This is a genomic window from Paraburkholderia sp. SECH2 (genome assembly GCF_030464795.1).
GTDB lineage: Bacteria > Pseudomonadota > Gammaproteobacteria > Burkholderiales > Burkholderiaceae > Paraburkholderia > Paraburkholderia aspalathi.
Window position 1 is genome coordinate 271767 of record NZ_JALPRH010000004.1, and the last position, 16256, is coordinate 288022.

At 60.4% G+C, this 16256-nt stretch carries 16 protein-coding genes; 7 read left to right on the top strand and 9 right to left on the bottom strand.

Translation table 11 applies throughout. The features are described from left to right. Window positions 1–45: 45 nt before the first annotated feature. Together M0D66_RS10450 and M0D66_RS10455 are read right to left on the bottom strand one after the other, a co-directional pair. On the bottom strand, window positions 46–1401 hold the full coding sequence (locus M0D66_RS10450; protein ID WP_266210706.1) for an MFS transporter: 1356 nt from the start codon (window positions 1399–1401) through the stop codon (window positions 46–48). A gap of 146 nt (window positions 1402–1547) precedes the next feature. Continuing rightward, window positions 1548–2666: a porin gene (locus M0D66_RS10455; RefSeq protein WP_266210707.1), complete on the bottom strand. Its 1119-nt coding sequence runs from the start codon at window positions 2664–2666 to the stop codon at window positions 1548–1550. A 450-nt stretch (window positions 2667–3116) separates the two neighbouring features. On the opposite strand from M0D66_RS10455, the gene M0D66_RS10460 reads away from it, so the two are divergent. Next, complete coding sequence (locus M0D66_RS10460) at window positions 3117–3437, top strand: hypothetical protein (protein ID WP_244179322.1); 321 nt, start codon at window positions 3117–3119, stop codon at window positions 3435–3437. A 30-nt stretch (window positions 3438–3467) separates the two neighbouring features. On the opposite strand, the gene M0D66_RS10465 is transcribed toward M0D66_RS10460, so the two are convergent. Both M0D66_RS10465 and M0D66_RS10475 read right to left on the bottom strand, forming a co-directional pair. Next, on the bottom strand, window positions 3468–3899 hold the full coding sequence (locus tag M0D66_RS10465) for a cupin domain-containing protein (RefSeq protein WP_266210769.1): 432 nt from the start codon (window positions 3897–3899) through the stop codon (window positions 3468–3470). A gap of 343 nt (window positions 3900–4242) precedes the next feature. Further along, window positions 4243–4680: a carboxymuconolactone decarboxylase family protein gene (locus M0D66_RS10475; RefSeq protein WP_093633696.1), complete on the bottom strand. Its 438-nt coding sequence runs from the start codon at window positions 4678–4680 to the stop codon at window positions 4243–4245. 142 nt (window positions 4681–4822) lie between these two features. Between M0D66_RS10475 and M0D66_RS10480 the strand changes: the two genes are divergently transcribed. Then, complete coding sequence (locus M0D66_RS10480; protein WP_211701845.1) at window positions 4823–4927, top strand: alcohol dehydrogenase; 105 nt, start codon at window positions 4823–4825, stop codon at window positions 4925–4927. A gap of 25 nt (window positions 4928–4952) precedes the next feature. On the opposite strand, the gene M0D66_RS10485 is transcribed toward M0D66_RS10480, so the two are convergent. The 4 genes from M0D66_RS10485 to M0D66_RS10500 all read right to left on the bottom strand — a co-directional run bounded on the left by M0D66_RS10485 (window position 4953) and on the right by M0D66_RS10500 (window position 9126). Then, entirely contained in the window at window positions 4953–5888 is a 936-nt protein-coding gene (locus M0D66_RS10485) for a hypothetical protein (RefSeq protein WP_266210708.1), read from the bottom strand. 227 nt (window positions 5889–6115) lie between these two features. Further along, window positions 6116–7384 carry a threonine/serine exporter ThrE family protein gene (locus M0D66_RS10490; protein ID WP_093633694.1) on the bottom strand — a complete coding sequence of 423 codons (1269 nt, stop codon included), beginning with the start codon at window positions 7382–7384 and terminating at the stop codon, window positions 6116–6118. A 244-nt stretch (window positions 7385–7628) separates the two neighbouring features. Then, entirely contained in the window at window positions 7629–8489 is an 861-nt protein-coding gene (locus M0D66_RS10495; RefSeq protein WP_266210709.1) for a fumarylacetoacetate hydrolase family protein, read from the bottom strand. A gap of 61 nt (window positions 8490–8550) precedes the next feature. Then, window positions 8551–9126, bottom strand: a complete 576-nt coding sequence (locus M0D66_RS10500; protein WP_266210710.1) for an NADPH-dependent FMN reductase — start codon at window positions 9124–9126, stop codon at window positions 8551–8553. Between the two features lie 322 nt (window positions 9127–9448). Here M0D66_RS10500 and M0D66_RS10505 point away from each other — a divergent pair, with 322 nt between their 5' ends. The 3 genes from M0D66_RS10505 (at window position 9449) to M0D66_RS10515 (ending at window position 12944) form a co-directional block, all read left to right on the top strand. Next, window positions 9449–11182, top strand: a complete 1734-nt coding sequence (locus tag M0D66_RS10505) for a CocE/NonD family hydrolase (RefSeq protein WP_266210711.1) — start codon at window positions 9449–9451, stop codon at window positions 11180–11182. A gap of 12 nt (window positions 11183–11194) precedes the next feature. Beyond that, window positions 11195–11662, top strand: coding sequence for a cupin domain-containing protein (locus tag M0D66_RS10510; RefSeq protein WP_200650986.1), 468 nt, complete (start codon window positions 11195–11197; stop codon window positions 11660–11662). Window positions 11663–11723: 61 nt separating this feature from the next. Then, entirely contained in the window at window positions 11724–12944 is a 1221-nt protein-coding gene (locus M0D66_RS10515) for an FAD-dependent monooxygenase (RefSeq protein WP_266210712.1), read from the top strand. Window positions 12945–12982: 38 nt separating this feature from the next. Here M0D66_RS10515 and M0D66_RS10520 read toward each other — a convergent pair whose 3' ends face one another. Continuing rightward, window positions 12983–13834 carry a TetR/AcrR family transcriptional regulator gene (locus tag M0D66_RS10520; RefSeq protein WP_266210713.1) on the bottom strand — a complete coding sequence of 284 codons (852 nt, stop codon included), beginning with the start codon at window positions 13832–13834 and terminating at the stop codon, window positions 12983–12985. Window positions 13835–13891: 57 nt separating this feature from the next. Between M0D66_RS10520 and M0D66_RS10525 the strand changes: the two genes are divergently transcribed. Next, complete coding sequence (locus tag M0D66_RS10525) at window positions 13892–14680, top strand: glutathione S-transferase family protein (RefSeq protein ID WP_200650983.1); 789 nt, start codon at window positions 13892–13894, stop codon at window positions 14678–14680. A gap of 75 nt (window positions 14681–14755) precedes the next feature. Next, window positions 14756–16183, top strand: coding sequence for an MFS transporter (locus M0D66_RS10530; RefSeq protein WP_266210714.1), 1428 nt, complete (start codon window positions 14756–14758; stop codon window positions 16181–16183). Window positions 16184–16256 lie beyond the last annotated feature (73 nt).

Below are 16256 nucleotides of genomic sequence, written 5' to 3' on the forward strand. Positions count from 1 at the left end.
GACCAAGCCGGGCCGCGTAGCCAAATCGGCGCTTCGCAGACGCAGCTAGGACGGTCTGGCAACTTTCTCCCTGCCTGCCGCGCCGGAGTCCGGAAGACTGCACGACGCCTCGAGCGATGTGTCGTGATGCAGCAGAAGCACGGCGGCCACGCCGACGAGTCCCGCGCCCGACAGACACAGCAGACCGGCGCCAAAGCCGCCGGTGCTGTCCTTGATCCAGCCCATCGCGTACGGGCCGAAAAATCCCGCCAGATTGCCGAGAGAATTGACCGCGGCGATACCGCCCGCCGCCGCCGCGCCCGAGAGGAACGCGGCCGGCAAGGTCCAGATCACGGGCAGGCAGCCGAAGATGCCGAAGCCGGCAATCGACAACGCGATCATCTTCTGCACCGGATTGTCGAGCCCGGCCGCCGCCGCAATGCCGCCGGCCGCGACCAGCAACGCAATCGCCACGTGCCATTTGCGTTCGAGCTTGCGGTCCGAATGCCGTCCCCAATAGATCATGCTGACCACGCCGACGATGTAAGGCAAGGACGTCACGAAACCGGTCTGCAGGTTGGTGAGACCGAAGGACTTGACGATCTGCGGCAGAAAGAAACTGAGGCCGTAGTTGGTTGCGTTCGCACCGAAATAGATGAGCGCGACGGCGAGCACGCGCGGATTGAACAGCGCTTCCTTCACGCTGAACGTGCGCACGGCCTCACGATGCTCGCGTTCCTGAGCCTGACGGGCGACCAGCCAGTCGCGTTCGTCATTGGCAAGCCAGGTGGCGTCCGCCGGTTTGTCGGTCAAATAGAACAGCACGCAGAACGAGAGCACCAGCGCGGGCAGCGCCTCGATCAGATAGACCCACTGCCAGCCGGCTAGTCCACCGCGTCCATCCATCGAGAGCAGGGCGCCGGAAATCGGGCCGCCGATTACCGTGGACAAAGGAATCGCCGCCATGAAATAGCCGACCACGCGGGCGCGATAGGCGGCGGGAAACCATAGCGTCAGCAGAAAGATGATGCCGGGGAAGAAGCCCGCTTCGGCCACGCCCAGCAGAATGCGCAAGCCATAAAACACGTGCGCGGGCGAGAGGCCGGTGAAGCGTGCGATGTCCGGGATATAGGCCATCGCGCCGGCAAGGATCCCCCACGTGAACATGATCCGGGCGATCCAGCGTCGCGCACCGAATTTCTCGAGCAGAAGATTGGACGGGACTTCGAAGAAAAAATACGCGATGAAGAAAATGCCGGCGCCGAAGCCGAACGCGCTGGCAGACAGGCCGAGCGCCTTGTTCATCTGCAGTGCAGCAAAACCGACGTTGACCCGGTCGAGATAGGCAATGAAATAGCAGACGATCAGGAACGGTACGAGCCGAACCGTCACGCGGGTTATGGTGCGTGCTTCGAGATCCATCGACGTCTCCTCCGGTTCAGCGTCCGGTCTGTTTGCTTGATGTGCATACAGACTAGTCGGTGGAGCGCGATTCCGAAAGTGTTTTGCCTTCGGGAGCACCTGCCGCCAGGCGAGGCTCTTGCGTCACCCGGCGGCAGCGTTTCGCCTTAGAACCGATGCGTCATACCCACCGTTGCAAGAATCTGCTTGGTCCCGGGGGCGGTCACGGTCACGCCCGGCCAGCTCACCGTCGCGGTGCCGTTGTTCTTCATGTAGCCCGCCCGCATGTAGAAACTCGTACGTTGGGAGATCGAATGGTCGGCGCCCACTTCGATGCTCGACGTATTGTCATGCGCGCCGCGCACGCTGCGCTGAACGCCGGCAATCGTGATCGTATCGGCCGGGGTTGCCTGAATTGTTGCGCCCAGCTCCGCAATGCTCAGCGAATGGCCGGTGCCCAGGTGCGCGGCCAGCGACCCAGGCGCCGGGTCCTGCGCGCGGTTGTAAGAATAGTTGAACTGTAAGTTCACGATGCCGATCCGGTAGGCGAGCGCGCCGATGAAGTGCTCGGTGCCCAGCAGGCTCAGCGAGGTGGGCAGGCCGGCGATGGTTTCCTGGCCCGGGTGCTGGTTCACATAGGCAAGACCCGCGTAGAACCCGTAGCCCGAGTAAGTGGCCGCGACGTTCAGCATGTTGCCGGTCGTGGCCGGTATAGGCTGGCTCACCGTGGCGGAGAACGCATACATGCCGTACAACTTCAGGCCTTTCATATCCGGCGATTGATACATGATCGAATTGCTGGCGCGGCCGGAATCGTATTGCGTTGACAGCGTGTTGCGGTCGACTGCGAGGACGTTGGCCGAGAACGGCGACAACACTTCGTTCGCGCGAAACGGATCGGATGGATAGATGACCCGGAAACTCGGTTCGTACTGCCGTCCCATGGTCAACGAACCGTATTGGTCGTGGCTCAGGCCGACCCATGCCTGACGATAGAAGAGCGCCGAGGTGTCGGCGAACAAGCCGCCGTTGTTCACGTTAAAGCCGGTTTCGACGTTGAACTGCGCCTTCAGGCCGCCGCCCAGGTCTTCAGTGCCCTTCAGGCCGAACAGGGAGCCCGTCGAGCCGCCGCTCTTTTCGGCATAAGAATGGACGCCACCGTTGTCCAGATACTGGATGTTCGCGTCGACAACACCGTACAAGGTCACGCTCGACTCGGCGGCCGCGGCGCCACTAGCGGCAAGAATCAGCGTGGCTCCGCAAACGCCGTGGTTGATAAAACGCATGCATGTCTCCTCTTTTTATATCCGCCTGTTGCGGACTCGATTGCACAGTCTTGCTGCGGGGTTATCGCGGGTAGGGTTCTGCGACCCGAATCCTGCGCGCCACAAAATGGAATGACCGTGCTAATTTCGGTCAACTGGCGGAATAAAGCCAGTGCATTGTTCGTATGAAGAGAGTGCAGAAATTGCATGAAACGGAAGAGGCGCAAAAACAGGGTTTGGGCCCGCGGGGACGCGATGTTGATCCGTTATGCCGTGGACTTGCGGAGTCCCTTCCTGGCGTGGACTACGGGCGATTGTTCAGGCGTGTGCAACAGTGTTTTCGGGTGACGAGGCTGATCTGACGCGCCTGATTGCGCATAATTTCGAGATTGGAAAAATGGTTAAAAAATGTGGGCGAATATGTTCAACCATATGTCAGATTCCGTGCTCGATCAGGAGCGAGCGTCCGAAATGCCGCAGAGCGGAAGCTTGTTGTCGAACCGGGGGCGGGCGCTCATCGCTGCAGTGGTCGCGTGCGCGAGCCTCGTGGGCTGCGCATCGACGACCGATGTCGTCACGACCGACAAACCCGGCACTTACACGGTAGCGGCGAGCGCGACCGGCGGGAAGATGGCCTGGGCTCGTGCGCATGAACACGCGATAAGCGAGGCGCGCGACTACTGCGAGCGTCGCGGCATGCAGAGCAGTGTCACGACTGAAACGGTGAGCGGCGTCGAGATGATGACCGCGCACGCGTCGTCAGTGAATTTTGAGTGTCATCCGAAGTTCTAGGCGGGCGCGGCTGCAGCTCACGTTACGCGTTTATTGCTTGTCGAACGTCACCAGCTTTTTATCCTTTGTGTCCGCCACAAAAATGGCCAGCAGCTTCGCGGGTTCGGTATCGCTCGCGTTTTCGCTGACCGTGTGATGCGCGCCGGGCTTCTCGGTCCAGGATTCGCCCGCATGAAACACGTGCTCCTCGCCATTGTTGATACGGCTGCGGATCGCACCTGACAGCACGTAGCCGACCACAAACGCCTGCCCATGCCGATGCGGTAGCGACTTGCCGCCCGGTGGGTAGTCGACGACAAGCGCCGTCATCGTTTTGCCCGGCACGTTGGCGATCGCCTCAGTGAACGCTGGCGTAATCGTCTCGCGCACTGCGGCCGTATCCGCGGCGAATACGGTTGGCGAGATGCCCGCGAGGGAAAGGCCGGCGAGCGCTACTGTCGCCGTCAGCGTACGAATTTTCATGCGGCTACTCCTGGCTGAGTGCCAGGACATCGCTGTCCTGTTCCAATGCTGAGGCTGGCTCCGGCTTCGCCGTGCTTTCATGGCAGGCGTGCGCTCATGCGACGGCGTGTAGGTCGCGATGGCGAATGCTTCGTTCACATGCAGCGGCGTATCGACTGTGACGTCGAGGTAGTCGACCTCGATGTCCAGACCTTCTTCACACAGGCGCTCCAGAAAATGTTGGCTCAACGCGCGCGAGTTGGATCGCTCGCGTTTGGCGCTCGCGTCGACGTGCATGATTTTCATGACTTGTTTCCTTCCGGGTTATGCAGAAAGGGGGCGCTGGGATAGGGCGGCGGCGCGCTTAGGCCGGGATCTTGCGAAACGCGATCGAAAAACGGTTCCACGCGTTGATGGCGGACACGAGCAGCGTCAGGTCGACCAGTTCCTCGTCGCTGAAGTGCGGGCGAACGGCTTGCCACACGGCGTCGGGTACGTGTTCTTGCGACACCAGCGTGAGCGCTTCGGTCCATTCGAGCGCCGCGCGTTCGCGGTCGGTGAAGAAGGGCGTTTCACGCCACACCACGACGGTGGCCAGACGCCGTTCGGATTCGCCGCCTTTGCGGGCGTCGGTGGTGTGCATGTCGACGCAGAACGCGCAGCCGTTGATTTGCGAGGCGCGCAGACGGACCAGTTCGGTGAGCGATTTTTCGAGGGCCGATTTGCCGATGCGTTCTTCGACGCCGAGCATCGCCTTGATGGCAGCGGGGTTGGCTTTATAGAAGTCGAGACGTTGTTCCATGATTCACTCCTTGGGGTTGGACCCACTTCGTGGGCCGATGAGTGAAGATTAGGCGCTCGACTGGTGTTATTAAATGACCGATCTTGTCTATTTTTAGGTAGCCACTTTATCGGTGTGCCGTAGGTGGCTACAGTGGGTGACAATGCCCGCGGAGTCGTTCGCCCGCGTGGTGGTCTTCGCGATGGGCCAACCGGGCGATGCCGGCCTGAACGAAATCCTGTTCAGGCCGACCCGTCAGGCGCGTTGAGCCGGGCGGTTCTGCGGGATCCGACTCAGATGTCTTCCGCGTAGTCGATACCGGTCAGCACGCCCAGATGAGCAACGGTGGTGAAATGCGCCTCCTCGTTCATATCGATATCCAACTCGCGCACATTGCCGCCCAAATCGGTCACGAATGCGCGGCGCCCGCGGGAGTCGAGAGACACGCCAATCCCTTCTTTCAGCTCGCGGGCGAGCACCTGGCGATCAACCAGTCCGGACGCCGTGATTCTTGCGCGATTCAGGGTATTGCCGTCATGCGTATCGTCGCCACGATCCGTCCAGTAAAGCATGGTGTCGCGCTGATCGATATCGAGATCGATGGGCTCGGGCAGATCGGCCAGCAAACATTCGATATCCGGGCGCCGATCGGGTGTCGCGCCAGGCGGCAGCTCAAGGCCCGCCCTGAAGATGCGGCCCTCGCCGGCATCCGGCGCGCCCTTTTGTGTCCAGTAGACATGCCCGTTTGCCTTATCCAGGACGATGCCTACGCAATGGCGCTTCGCGTCGTGCGTATCGTCCGGGAAGTTTCCGGTGCGGACGAGTTCCGTGACCTCCGTGCCGTCCAGCCGCGCGCGCATGACCCGCATGCCTTCGCGATCGCACCAGTACAGGTGACCACCTTCCTTATCCAGCACGATTTCCTTGGGCGTTCCGGCCTTACCGGAAGGTACCAGCACCCGATGCCCGGTTCCGTCGAGCTTCGCGCTTTCTATCGTGCCGTCGTTCGGGGGAACGGCGCCTGAAGCCGGATCGCCGTCGACCAGATGGATGCCGGTTCCCATGTTGGTCCAGTAGACCATCTGGCTTTCAGCATCGACCTTGATGCCGTCGGGCGTGCGCGTGAGGTTCGCGAGAACGACCTCGTGTGAACCGTCCGGCGACAGAGCGATGATTGCCGGTGGACGTGCCTGCAGGACATACAGCGTACCGCCATTGTTCGTAGCCACAGTAAGTACCCTCCATCAAGTGTCGATAACCGTTGTCGTACTGGCGGAGTCGATGCGCAGACCCGCCGCTGCTGAACCATTCCCGACAGACTACCGTAGGTTGTGCGAGAACTTCGTGACGGTTGTTGCTCCGAGCGAAAGGGACAGTCGCATGGTTGTCGCCCGGAAGCTGCCTACTTTTCGGATCAGGCAACAAGCATTCGCCGTGGTTTGGGTCTGAAGGTCCTTCAAAACGCCGAGCGCGCCGTCGCGAACCGCGCATACAGCATGCGAGGCAGAACCAGTCCCACGGTCATCGCCAGGATAATCAGGAACGCCGTGGCGCCGTTCGCAACGAGGGCCGGGACAAGGTCGGCCGACGCACGCGGTCCGATGGCGACCAACTCAAGCAGCGTGCTTGCGGCACGGAACAGGTAGAAGCCCGGCATCATCGAGACGACCGCGGAGAAGCCGACGGCGGCGAACGGCAGGCGCAGGCGATCGACCAGCGGCGCGACGATCAGGCCCACCAGAAGGCAGGCGAAAAACGCCGCTATCGCAGCGTTGGCGCTCAGGATCGAGACGAGCGCCCAGCGCGCGGCGTGCGCCAGCATGCCGACGGCGATTGGCAGCGGCAGCAGGCGCCACGGCATCGAAAAGAAAGTCCCGAAGCTCGCGACCGCGCATCCTGCGGCGAGGACATCGGCCGCGAAGGGCGCGGGCGCGGCCGCGGACATCCCGGCCTGAAGCGCGCCGCCACTGGCGGCGGTTCCGATCAGCAGGCCCGTACAGATCATCAGCACGATGAGACCGGCATAGGTCAGCCGCGCGACACCCAGGGTGATCCGGGTGCGTGCAAGATCGATCGCACCATTGAGGATATGCGGGCCGGGAACCAGCACCATGCAGGGGCAAAACGCGACGAGCGATTGCGCGTCTGACAGGTGGAAGCGACCCGCGAGGGCGCCGATCACGCCGGCGAGCGTGGCCGCGGTCAGCGGTTCGAGGAAAGGGTCGCTGCCAAGCTTTGCCTGCCAGCGACGGATCAGGGCCCCCGCGCCGGCGCTCAGGGCGATCAGCGCCAGGCTCGCCGCATCGTACACGCCGTAGATCACGCCGAGCGACGCAGCGCCGATGGCCGCGAAGAGAGCAAAGCGGAGTACCGCGACGGGTGGCATGCGCTCTGCCGCTACGAGCGCCGGGCGGGCGTCTGTGGTCGACATGGCGCCGTCGCACACCTGATGCACGATTGTCTGGACGGCGAGTACCTTGCCCATGTCGACGCCTAGCGGCGCGGCCGGGACAATTTCCGAGAAGGAGGTGTGGTCAAGCTCGACCACGAGTTCGTCCCAGTGTGGCAACACCCTGACCGGTACGCCAAGGGTGCGCCCGAACTGCTGCGCCGCGACGACCGTCCTTTCCGTGGTCTGCCCGTGCGTGAATAGCAGTGAGGCTGCCAATGAGACGGTGTCCACTTCGTCTATGGGGCCTTGGCGAGGGAGGGCGTCTTGGTTCATGCCGGCTCAAAGGATTGTGTCGGTCCGGATGTTCGGGATCGCGAAGCTGGATGGGCGTCGCGGGGGCACCGTCAGCGTTGTTCAATATCCTTTGATAGTAGTGAGTGCGGCGCAGGGTGGCTATTACATAAAGCTGGAACTCTGGCGCCGCTTGCGCGCGATGCGAACGACGCCGAAGTGTGCGCTGCCGCAGGGAAGCACGCACTGCCGCGCCTGCCGCCAGGCAGCCTGCGCGGCGAACGGATTAGCCGACTGCCTTCTCGACCGTATTCCGCAAGGTACCGATTTTCTCGATCTGGACCTCGCAGATGTCGCCGGCTTTCATAAAAATCGGCGGCGTGCGGGAGAAACCCACACCCGATGGTGTACCGGTGGCAATGACGTCGCCTGGTTTCAACGGGATGAGTGCCGAAGCATAAGCAATGATTTGCGCGACATTGAAGATCAGGTGGCGGGTATTGCTGTCCTGAAGCGTCTTGCCATTGAGCAAAAGCTTGATGTCGAGGCAACCCGGATCGGGGATCTCGTCTGCCGTGACAAGCCACGGACCAAGCCCACCGGTTTGCCAGAAATTCTTGCCCGAGGTCACCTGGCTCGAATGATATTGCCAGTCGCGCACGCTGCCGTCGTTGAAGCAGGTATATCCGGCGACATGATTCAACGCGTCGGCTTCATCGATATAGCGCCCGCCGTTTCCAATGACCACAGCCAGTTCTGCTTCGTAGTCGAATTCGTCCGATACCTTCGGTATTTGCAGAGGCCGGTCATGCGCGACCAGCGATTCCGGAAAGCGGGGAAACAGCGACGGGTGCTTCGGTTTCGGGCGTACGATGCCGGCATCCTGGACCTCCTTCAAATGATCCGCATAGTTGACGCCAACGCAATAAAAATGGGCCGGGTCCGGGATGAGCGGCAGGAAGGCCACGTCGCCCAGGACGTGGTCGGGCTGTGCTCCAACGAGTTCAGTCGCCGCGCCGAGTTTCCCGGCTTCGAGCAGGTGGCGCAGGCTGTTCACACCCAGCCGCCTGCCGATGTCGACGACACCATCATCGACGAGCGCCCCTAGACGGGAAGCACCTTCGAACTCGTAAGACAGAAGTTTCATGTTATCTCCGTTGCGTCGATTGAGACGACGACTCTGCCGGGGTTATCCCGGTTGCCATGGTTCAGGCTTCCTGATCAGCGACTGTTGCTTTGCTGGCGATATCGCGGAGCAGATCGTTCAATCCTTCGGCAATAAATCTTGCGGTCTCCTGATCGACAACCCGACCGTCCCGTATTTTTTCATGCACCATGCCGATGACAATCTGCGGACGCAATACGAGTAAAGCAGCGTTCGAGAGCAGCGCTTCGTTGAGTTGCGCCTGCGCTCTCACCCCTCCCGTAAAGGCCGGCGATGCCGAGAGCGTCAGCACGGCTTTCCCCTTCAGCTTTGATTTTCCGTAGGGTCTGGACGCCCAGTCCAGCGCGTTCTTCAGAACACCGGACATGCCGTAGTTGTATTCCGGCGTGACGATCACCAGACCTGCCGCGCGTTCGATTGCCTGCCGCAGGGCAGTCACCGACTCGGGAGGCGATTCGTTATCGAGATCCTGGTTGTACAAGGGCACAGCGTCGAGGGGAAAAAATTCGAGCGTCGCGCGGCTCTCAGCGGCATCGACGATGTTCTTCAGGATCGCCGTGCAGTGCGAGGCCTTACGCAGACTTCCCGAGATCCCAAGTAAAACGGGTCGATCAGACATTCCAAGTTCTCCAGTTCTGTTGTTAGCGGATCGTGCTGCCGTCAGTTTATTCCTAAAATAAGGAATTTTTCAACTGAAATCCTAAGGCTTCCATGGAAGCCGGATTTCTCTTCGCCGTCGAGGCTGTTGTTCCGTGAGGGAGGACAGCCAGCGAAGGAGCGAGTACCGTCTTGACATATTCCCATTATGGGGAATATATTGCACGAAAGCATGGGCGACCGGTGTCGTCCACGGTCTGGATGGGCTACGTGTTCCGGGCTGTTCAGAACAGCGACCGATGAAGGCATCGGTCCAGTGCAAAGAAGTGGAGATAAGGATGAGGATGACTGAAGAAACAGGATTGGAACGAAGCGAGCTGGATCATAAAAACTCCTACGGCATGATCTTCGAACAGGACGTTCCGATTCCCGTAAGCGATGGGCTCGTTCTGCGTGCGAACGTATTCCGTCCGGACGCAGAAGGCAACTTTCCTGTGATCATGGCGCAGGGCGTATACGGCAAGGATCTCCATTTCGAGGACGGCTTCAAGACGCAATGGGATCAGCTAGTCAGCGTGTATCCGGACCTTTGCAGCAACGGCTCCACGGGCAAATATCTTCGCTGGGAAACGGCCGATCCTGAACGGTGGGTTCCTGATGGTTTTGTGATCATCCAGATCGATTCGAGGGGCAGCGGCAAGTCGCCCGGCTACCTGGATCCTCGCTCGCCGCGCGAGATCGTGGACTACTACGACGCCATCGAATGGGCGGCCCGGCAACCCTGGTCGAACGGCAAAATCGGCTTGCTGGGTATTTCCTACTACGCCGTGACGCAGTGGCGCGTCGCGACGCTGAGACCACCTCATCTGGCAGCGATCTGCCCTTGGGAGGGTTATACCGACTACTACCGCGACAGCACGCATCACGGCGGCATCCTGAGCAGCGGTTTCGCTAATTACTGGTGGCCGAAGCAATGTCTCGCCGTGCAGCACGGCAATGGCGCCTCACCGCATCGGGAACGGGAAACCGGCAAGCGTGTCACCGGCGAAGAAGCATTGAGTGAGCAGGAACTCATCGCCAATCGCACTGACTACGTCGCCGATATCCTGCGGCACTCGCTGGATAGCGCCTGGTGGCGCGAACGAACGCCGGTGCTCGATCGTATCGAGGTGCCGGTGCTGTCGGCCGGCAATTGGGGCGGTCCCGGCATGCATCTGCGCGGAAACATCGAGGGTTTTCTCGGAACGGGTTCGCAGCAGAAGTGGCTCTCCCTGCACGTCGGCAAGCACTGGGAGGGGTTCTATCTTCCCGAATACGTCGCCATGCAGAAGCGCTTCTTCAATCATTTTCTGCGCGATGAGCAGAACGGCTGGCAGAACGAGCCTGAAGTGCGGCTCGTTGTGCGCGATCCTCGAGGCGATCGGGTGCGCACAGCGGCGTCGTTCCCGCTGCCGGAGACGCAACCCACACGCCACTACCTCGACGTCGCGTCGGGCATGCTCTCCACCGATTGTCCCGCAGAGGAGTGCAGCGCGATCTTCGACGCCATGGGAGACGGGGTGAGCTTCACGACAGCACCCTTCGCAGTCGATACCGAATTTACCGGCTTCATCACGGCCCATCTCTGGCTGTCTTCATCGACGGAGGACATGGACCTGTTTGCCGTCTTGCGTATGGTCGATGCGGCCGGCAAGGAGCTCGTCATCAATGGTGCGCACGAAGCGTCTCCCGTGTCGCGCGGCTGGCTGCGCGTGTCGCATCGCAGGCTCGATCCACAGCGGAGCAATGCGCTACGTCCCTTCCACACTCATGACCGGGTCGAACCGTTGGTGCCGGGTGAGTTCTATGAAGTGGACGTCGAGATCTGGCCAACGTCGATGGTTTTTCCGAAGGGCTATCGATTGGTGTTGACCATTATGGGCAAGGATTTCGAGTTCCCCGACATTCCGGGCCGGATCCTGCACAAGCATGCATCCGACCGCGGCGGCGCGACCTTCCAGGGCAGCAGTCGCATTCTGACCGGCGGGACCCGTGCGTCCTATCTGACGCTTCCCCATATCCCCGGAACTAACGATTGAGAGGAGCAGGCAATGCAGATTCGAAGGGTAGTCACCGGACACAAGCCGAACGGCGAGGCCACGATCCTGATCGACGAATCGTCCAAGGATGTTGTCAGCTTCCGTCCAGGCGCCACGGTCTGCAATATCTGGTCGGCGGCGTTGCCGGCCGATAACGACGACCCCAACGACGGGGCGAAACAGATCGTGGGCACGGCGATGAAAGGGCGCTCAGTCTTCCGTGTCATCGAATACGCGCCGGGTGTCGCGCCGCGCAATCATCGAACTGATTCGATCGACTACGCCATCGTGCTCGCCGGTGAGATCACGATGGAAATCGATCATGAGGCCGTGGTGCTGCGCGCTGGAGATGTGCTCGTGCAGCGCGGCACGATTCACAACTGGGTCAATCGAGGTGATGCGCCATGTGTCATCGCTTTTGTCCTGATCGATGCCGCGCCGGTGACGATCGCGGGCGACGCGATGACCGCGGTCGGATGACGCAAAGACACCGGTAGTCGGTACGGACCACCTGCCGGTGATTTATTGCCGCACTGCCTGCATGATTCGCAAATTTATGAATGAAGATCCTCAGCAGTTGAACACTATGAAAGGAAATATGATGAAGCCGATTAGGCGGGTGCTGATTGTAGGTGGAGGCATCGGCGGTCTGTCACTGGCCGTCGCATTGGGGCGCCGGGGGACTCAGGCTGAAATCGTCGAGATCAAGTCTGAACACAACGTCTACGGTGTGGGCATCATCCAGCCCGGTAATGCGCTGCGTGCGTTGAACGGTCTTGGCCTGATGGAGCGTTGTCTCGCCGAAGGGCTTCAGATCGACTACTACGTGATGAACGACAGTGACGGCGGGTTCATTGCCAGGATGAAGCTGCTGCGGATCGCAAGTCCGGATATTCCTGCCGTCAACGGTTTGCCGCGCACGGCGCTGCACCGCATCCTGACGGAGACGGCTACTGCTGTGGGCGCGAGGATTCGGCTGGGGTTGAGCGTGCAGGCGCTTGAACAGGTCGGCGACGAGGTGGACGTGACACTGACCGATGGCTCGCGGGAAAGATACGATCTCGTCGTCGGGGCAGACGGCATCCGCTCGCGGATCCGGACGCTGCTATTCGGCAGTCAGTTCGACCCTCAATACACGGGCCACGGTGTCTGGCGTTTTACGACCACCCGGCCTGCTGAGATCGACCATCAGATCATGTATTTCGGCGTGGGGGTCAAAGCGGGGATCATGCCGGTCTCCAAGGACCAGATGTATCTCCTGCTGGTCACCAATGAACCCGGCAATCCGCGCTTCCAAGCCGCTCAGCTTCCACGTCTGCTGCGCGAACGCCTGCAATCATTTACTGCGCCTCTCGTCACACAGATCCGCGAACAGATCGAAGACCCGGCGCGCGTCATCTATGGCCCGATCGAGGAGGTCATCATTCCATCGCCCTGGTATCGAGGCAGTGTGTTGCTAATCGGCGATGCCGCGCATGCCTCCGGTCCACACGTGTCGCAAGGAGCGACCATGGCGATCGAGGACGCGGTCGTGCTGGCAGAGTTGATCGCGGAGGGTGAGGGCGTGGAGAAAACGCTCGCGAGGTTCATGGAACGCCGCTACGAGCGTTGCAAATTCGTGCAGGACATCTCGCACCAGATCGGACAGGACGGCAATCTCGACGATCCCGTCCTTTGCGAACTGCGCAATGAGCGAATGCGCGCTGCCTTTCAGGACCCGCAGCCGCGGCCGCACGAACGGCGCCTCGCGGAGCCGATCTAGAGCGTGTCGGAGAGCAGTGACGGGAGCACGCTTACTGGTTATCGCTTGCGCGGCGTTCGCGCGGCCACCGATGGCTTGTTCACGCTTTTGCCGCTCGCCGCTACGTTGATTGCGGCTGAGCCCATCACCAGATCGGTGACGAAGTCGCAAAATCGTTCCTTGAATGCGGGGGAGTCGACTTCGTTTCCGAACAATGCAGTGAAGACAGGTTTCGCGCTGAACATGAATTCGCAAAGCGCGGCAATCGAAACGTGAATGAATCGCGCATCCAGTGGATAGGCCTGTCCGGTAGCGTGTTCACCGCTCAGGAGCGTCTGCAATTCGCCGATGGAATGCCGGAACCTCTCGAGCGCGGCATCGCGTTCGGGGCCGATCGTGTTGAAGAGATAGTCGACCACCAGACGATGGTAGTGCGGGTTGCTCCCGAAAAAGTCCAAAAAGATCGAGATGCGCAGACGCAGACGATCTCTGACGGAACCGTCGTGGACGTTGGAGGCGATGAAGCGGTTGCGCAGTTCCTCCGTGATCTGGATGGCGACCACCTTGAGAAGATCCGGCATCTGACCGAAGTAGTAGCGGATCAACTTCTTGTCGATGCCTGCCAGCAGCGCCACCTGCTGGAACGTGATCTCTCCTGGCGGTACGGTTTTCAGTGTCTCCCGCGCCGCGGCCAGGATAGCTTCCTTGCCGACGGCGCCAGCAGTGGACGGGCGGCCTTGCGGGCGTCGAGTCTTTTCAGTTTTTCGGGCTGGCATATCCGGGTGGTTCTTTTCCTGGTGGTGACGGGTAATCGTACTCGGAGGATTGGAGCATCGCAGCGGAATTATGCCCAATCCGCGACTGTGGTGAGGACGAGGTTGGCGGTACCCGCAGTCGAAGCATATTGACATTTCCCATAAATGGGAATTAAATCATTGACAGTGTTCAGCGGATAGGAGAGAAAGTCAATGCTTGAGCTTTATCACACGGTGAACTCCGTCTGCGCGCAGAAAGTCAGGATCGAACTGGCAGAAAAGGACCTGGATTGGGAAAGTCATCAGATGACCCTACGCGGCGACCAGTTCGACGAGGCTTATCTCAAGCTCAATCCGAACGGTGTGGTGCCGACGTTGATCCATGACGGACAGCCTGTCATCGAATCGTCAGTCATTCTCTACTATCTCGAGGACTGTTTTCCTGACGTGCGGTTGATGCCCAAAGACCCGATGGGTCGCGTTACCGTGCGGCTGTTCAACAAGTTCATCGACGAGTACGTGCACAACGCCTGCACGGTGCTGACTTTTGCTATCGCATTCCGGACACGCTTCCAGAAAATGGATCCGGTCAACCGCGAAAGCTATCTATCGGGCGCGCCGAATCAGAAGCGTTCCGACTACAAGCGCGATGTGATAGCCCACGGCTTGGACTCGAAATTCTGTGTCGAGGCAGTCGGGCATTTCATCAAGCTATTGCAGTCGATCGAACGTGCAACGCTCGATCATGACTATCTGGCAGGCGGCGAATTCTCGCTCGCGGATATCGCGGTCATACCCTACGTGATCCGTCTGGACATGTTGCGCCTCGCGCCGATGTGGCATTCCTATCCTCATGTGGCGGCATGGTACGAGCGCACGCGAAAACGCCCAGCGGTCGAGCGCGCAATCGTCAACAGCATGACGGCGGTGGATCGGGCGCCGTTCGAAGAGATTTCCGTCGATCCCTGGCCAGCCATCGGCCGCATGGTGGAACAAGCTTAGATTCATTCACCGTCGGAATCGACGTTCAATAATAACTGCCCTCGTCGGCGGGCAGACGATATCAGGAGACTTGACGTGTTGACGGTAAAAGCAATTGTTCCCACCGAGGAGCATGCAATCCATTCGCCGGCAACAGCGGCCGATGCCAATCATGCGGCCGCTGCGGCGGAAATCACCGCACGTATCGAGCGGCTGCCGTTCTCTTCCTGGCATGTGCGCCTGGTTGCCGTGGTTGGTATCGCGCATTTGCTCGATGCGTTCGACTCGCTGGCCATTGCGCTCGTGCTGCCTGTACTGATCGAGCTCTGGCACTTTTCCCCGGGTCAGGTCGGGCTGGTTTTTTCCATCGGGTATCTTGGGCAGATCGTCGGAGCGATCGGCTTGAGCTGGTTGTCGGAACGCTTCGGGCGCCTTCGTGTACTGCGTCTCGCGCTGGGTATCATGGCTGTTCTTAGCCTGGCGACCGCGTTCGCCGGCAGCTACATGACCTTCGTTATCCTGCGCCTGATCCAGGGGCTGGGACTCGGCGGCGAAGTGCCGGTTGCCGCCACCCTGGTCAACGAACTAACGCCGGCCCGTTTTCGTGGTCGCGTTATCAGTTCGTTACAGAGCATATTCGCCGCCGGTCTTTTTCTGACGTCATTCGCTGCAGTCTGGCTGATTCCGCAGTTTGGCTGGAAATCGATGTTTTACCTGGGCGCGCTGCCGGGCTTGCTGATCTTTGTGATTGGCGGCGTGGTCCCGGAATCGCCGCGATGGCTAGCGTTGCGAGGTAGGATCGATGAAGCCACCGCTGCCACGGAGCGTATCGAGACGGCTATATCGAAGCAGGGCACGCGAACCCTTCCGGCGGTCGGCCCGCTCACACTTCATCCTATGCGGCGGCATGGCCGCTTTGCGGATCTGTTCCGCAACGGCTATGCGGTTCGTACCGTCTGCATCTGGGTCCTGATGTTCTGCATTTCCGCATGTGGCAATGCGCTGATCACCTGGCTGCCGACGATCTACAAGACCGTTTATCACGTCACCCTCACCAACACGTTCCTACTCAGCAGTGTGCTGGGCATCGCGGGCCTGTCTGGTGCCATTACGAGCGTTCTCGTGATCGACAGCATCGGCCGTCGCCGCACTTTCATGTTGTCGTTGTTCGGCAGCGCCGTGCCGCTGATCGTGCTGGGGTTGGCCGGGCAGGTGCCGATGCTCGCAGTGGTGTCGTTGCTGACGGTGAGCAACTACCTGCTCGCCATTGGGCTCGGCAGTATCCATACCTATGCCACTGAAATTTATCCGACCCGCATGCGGGCGCTAGGTGCAGGCGCGGCCATGGCCTGGCTGCGTATCGCTCAGGTGGTGAGTCCGCTTGTGATTGGAGCACTCCTTAGCCACATCGGCGTTGGTGCGGTGTTTCTCTTCCTTGCCGTGATGGGATTGATCGGTGGCCTGACGGTTGCCGTTGCCGCAATCGAAACCAAGGGCCGCATTCTCGAAGAAATCTCCGTTTGAAGCTGTCTTTGTGACAGCGTGGCCGCTTCGGAGAATTGGAATAAGCGGCTTTTTTCGCGTTCTTGAATGGAGA

Coding starts and splice junctions, on each gene's coding strand:
- M0D66_RS10450 (WP_266210706.1), bottom strand. CDS start 1,401: ATGGATCTCGAAGCACGCACCATAACCCGCGTGACGGTTCGGCTCGTA.
- M0D66_RS10455 (WP_266210707.1), bottom strand. CDS start 2,666: ATGCGTTTTATCAACCACGGCGTTTGCGGAGCCACGCTGATTCTTGCC.
- M0D66_RS10460 (WP_244179322.1), top strand. CDS start 3,117: ATGCCGCAGAGCGGAAGCTTGTTGTCGAACCGGGGGCGGGCGCTCATC.
- M0D66_RS10465 (WP_266210769.1), bottom strand. CDS start 3,899: ATGAAAATTCGTACGCTGACGGCGACAGTAGCGCTCGCCGGCCTTTCC.
- M0D66_RS10475 (WP_093633696.1), bottom strand. CDS start 4,680: ATGGAACAACGTCTCGACTTCTATAAAGCCAACCCCGCTGCCATCAAG.
- M0D66_RS10480 (WP_211701845.1), top strand. CDS start 4,823: ATGCCCGCGGAGTCGTTCGCCCGCGTGGTGGTCTTCGCGATGGGCCAA.
- M0D66_RS10490 (WP_093633694.1), bottom strand. CDS start 7,384: ATGAACCAAGACGCCCTCCCTCGCCAAGGCCCCATAGACGAAGTGGAC.
- M0D66_RS10495 (WP_266210709.1), bottom strand. CDS start 8,489: ATGAAACTTCTGTCTTACGAGTTCGAAGGTGCTTCCCGTCTAGGGGCG.
- M0D66_RS10500 (WP_266210710.1), bottom strand. CDS start 9,126: ATGTCTGATCGACCCGTTTTACTTGGGATCTCGGGAAGTCTGCGTAAG.
- M0D66_RS10505 (WP_266210711.1), top strand. CDS start 9,449: ATGACTGAAGAAACAGGATTGGAACGAAGCGAGCTGGATCATAAAAAC.
- M0D66_RS10510 (WP_200650986.1), top strand. CDS start 11,195: ATGCAGATTCGAAGGGTAGTCACCGGACACAAGCCGAACGGCGAGGCC.
- M0D66_RS10515 (WP_266210712.1), top strand. CDS start 11,724: ATGATTCGCAAATTTATGAATGAAGATCCTCAGCAGTTGAACACTATG.
- M0D66_RS10520 (WP_266210713.1), bottom strand. CDS start 13,834: ATGTCAATATGCTTCGACTGCGGGTACCGCCAACCTCGTCCTCACCAC.
- M0D66_RS10525 (WP_200650983.1), top strand. CDS start 13,892: ATGCTTGAGCTTTATCACACGGTGAACTCCGTCTGCGCGCAGAAAGTC.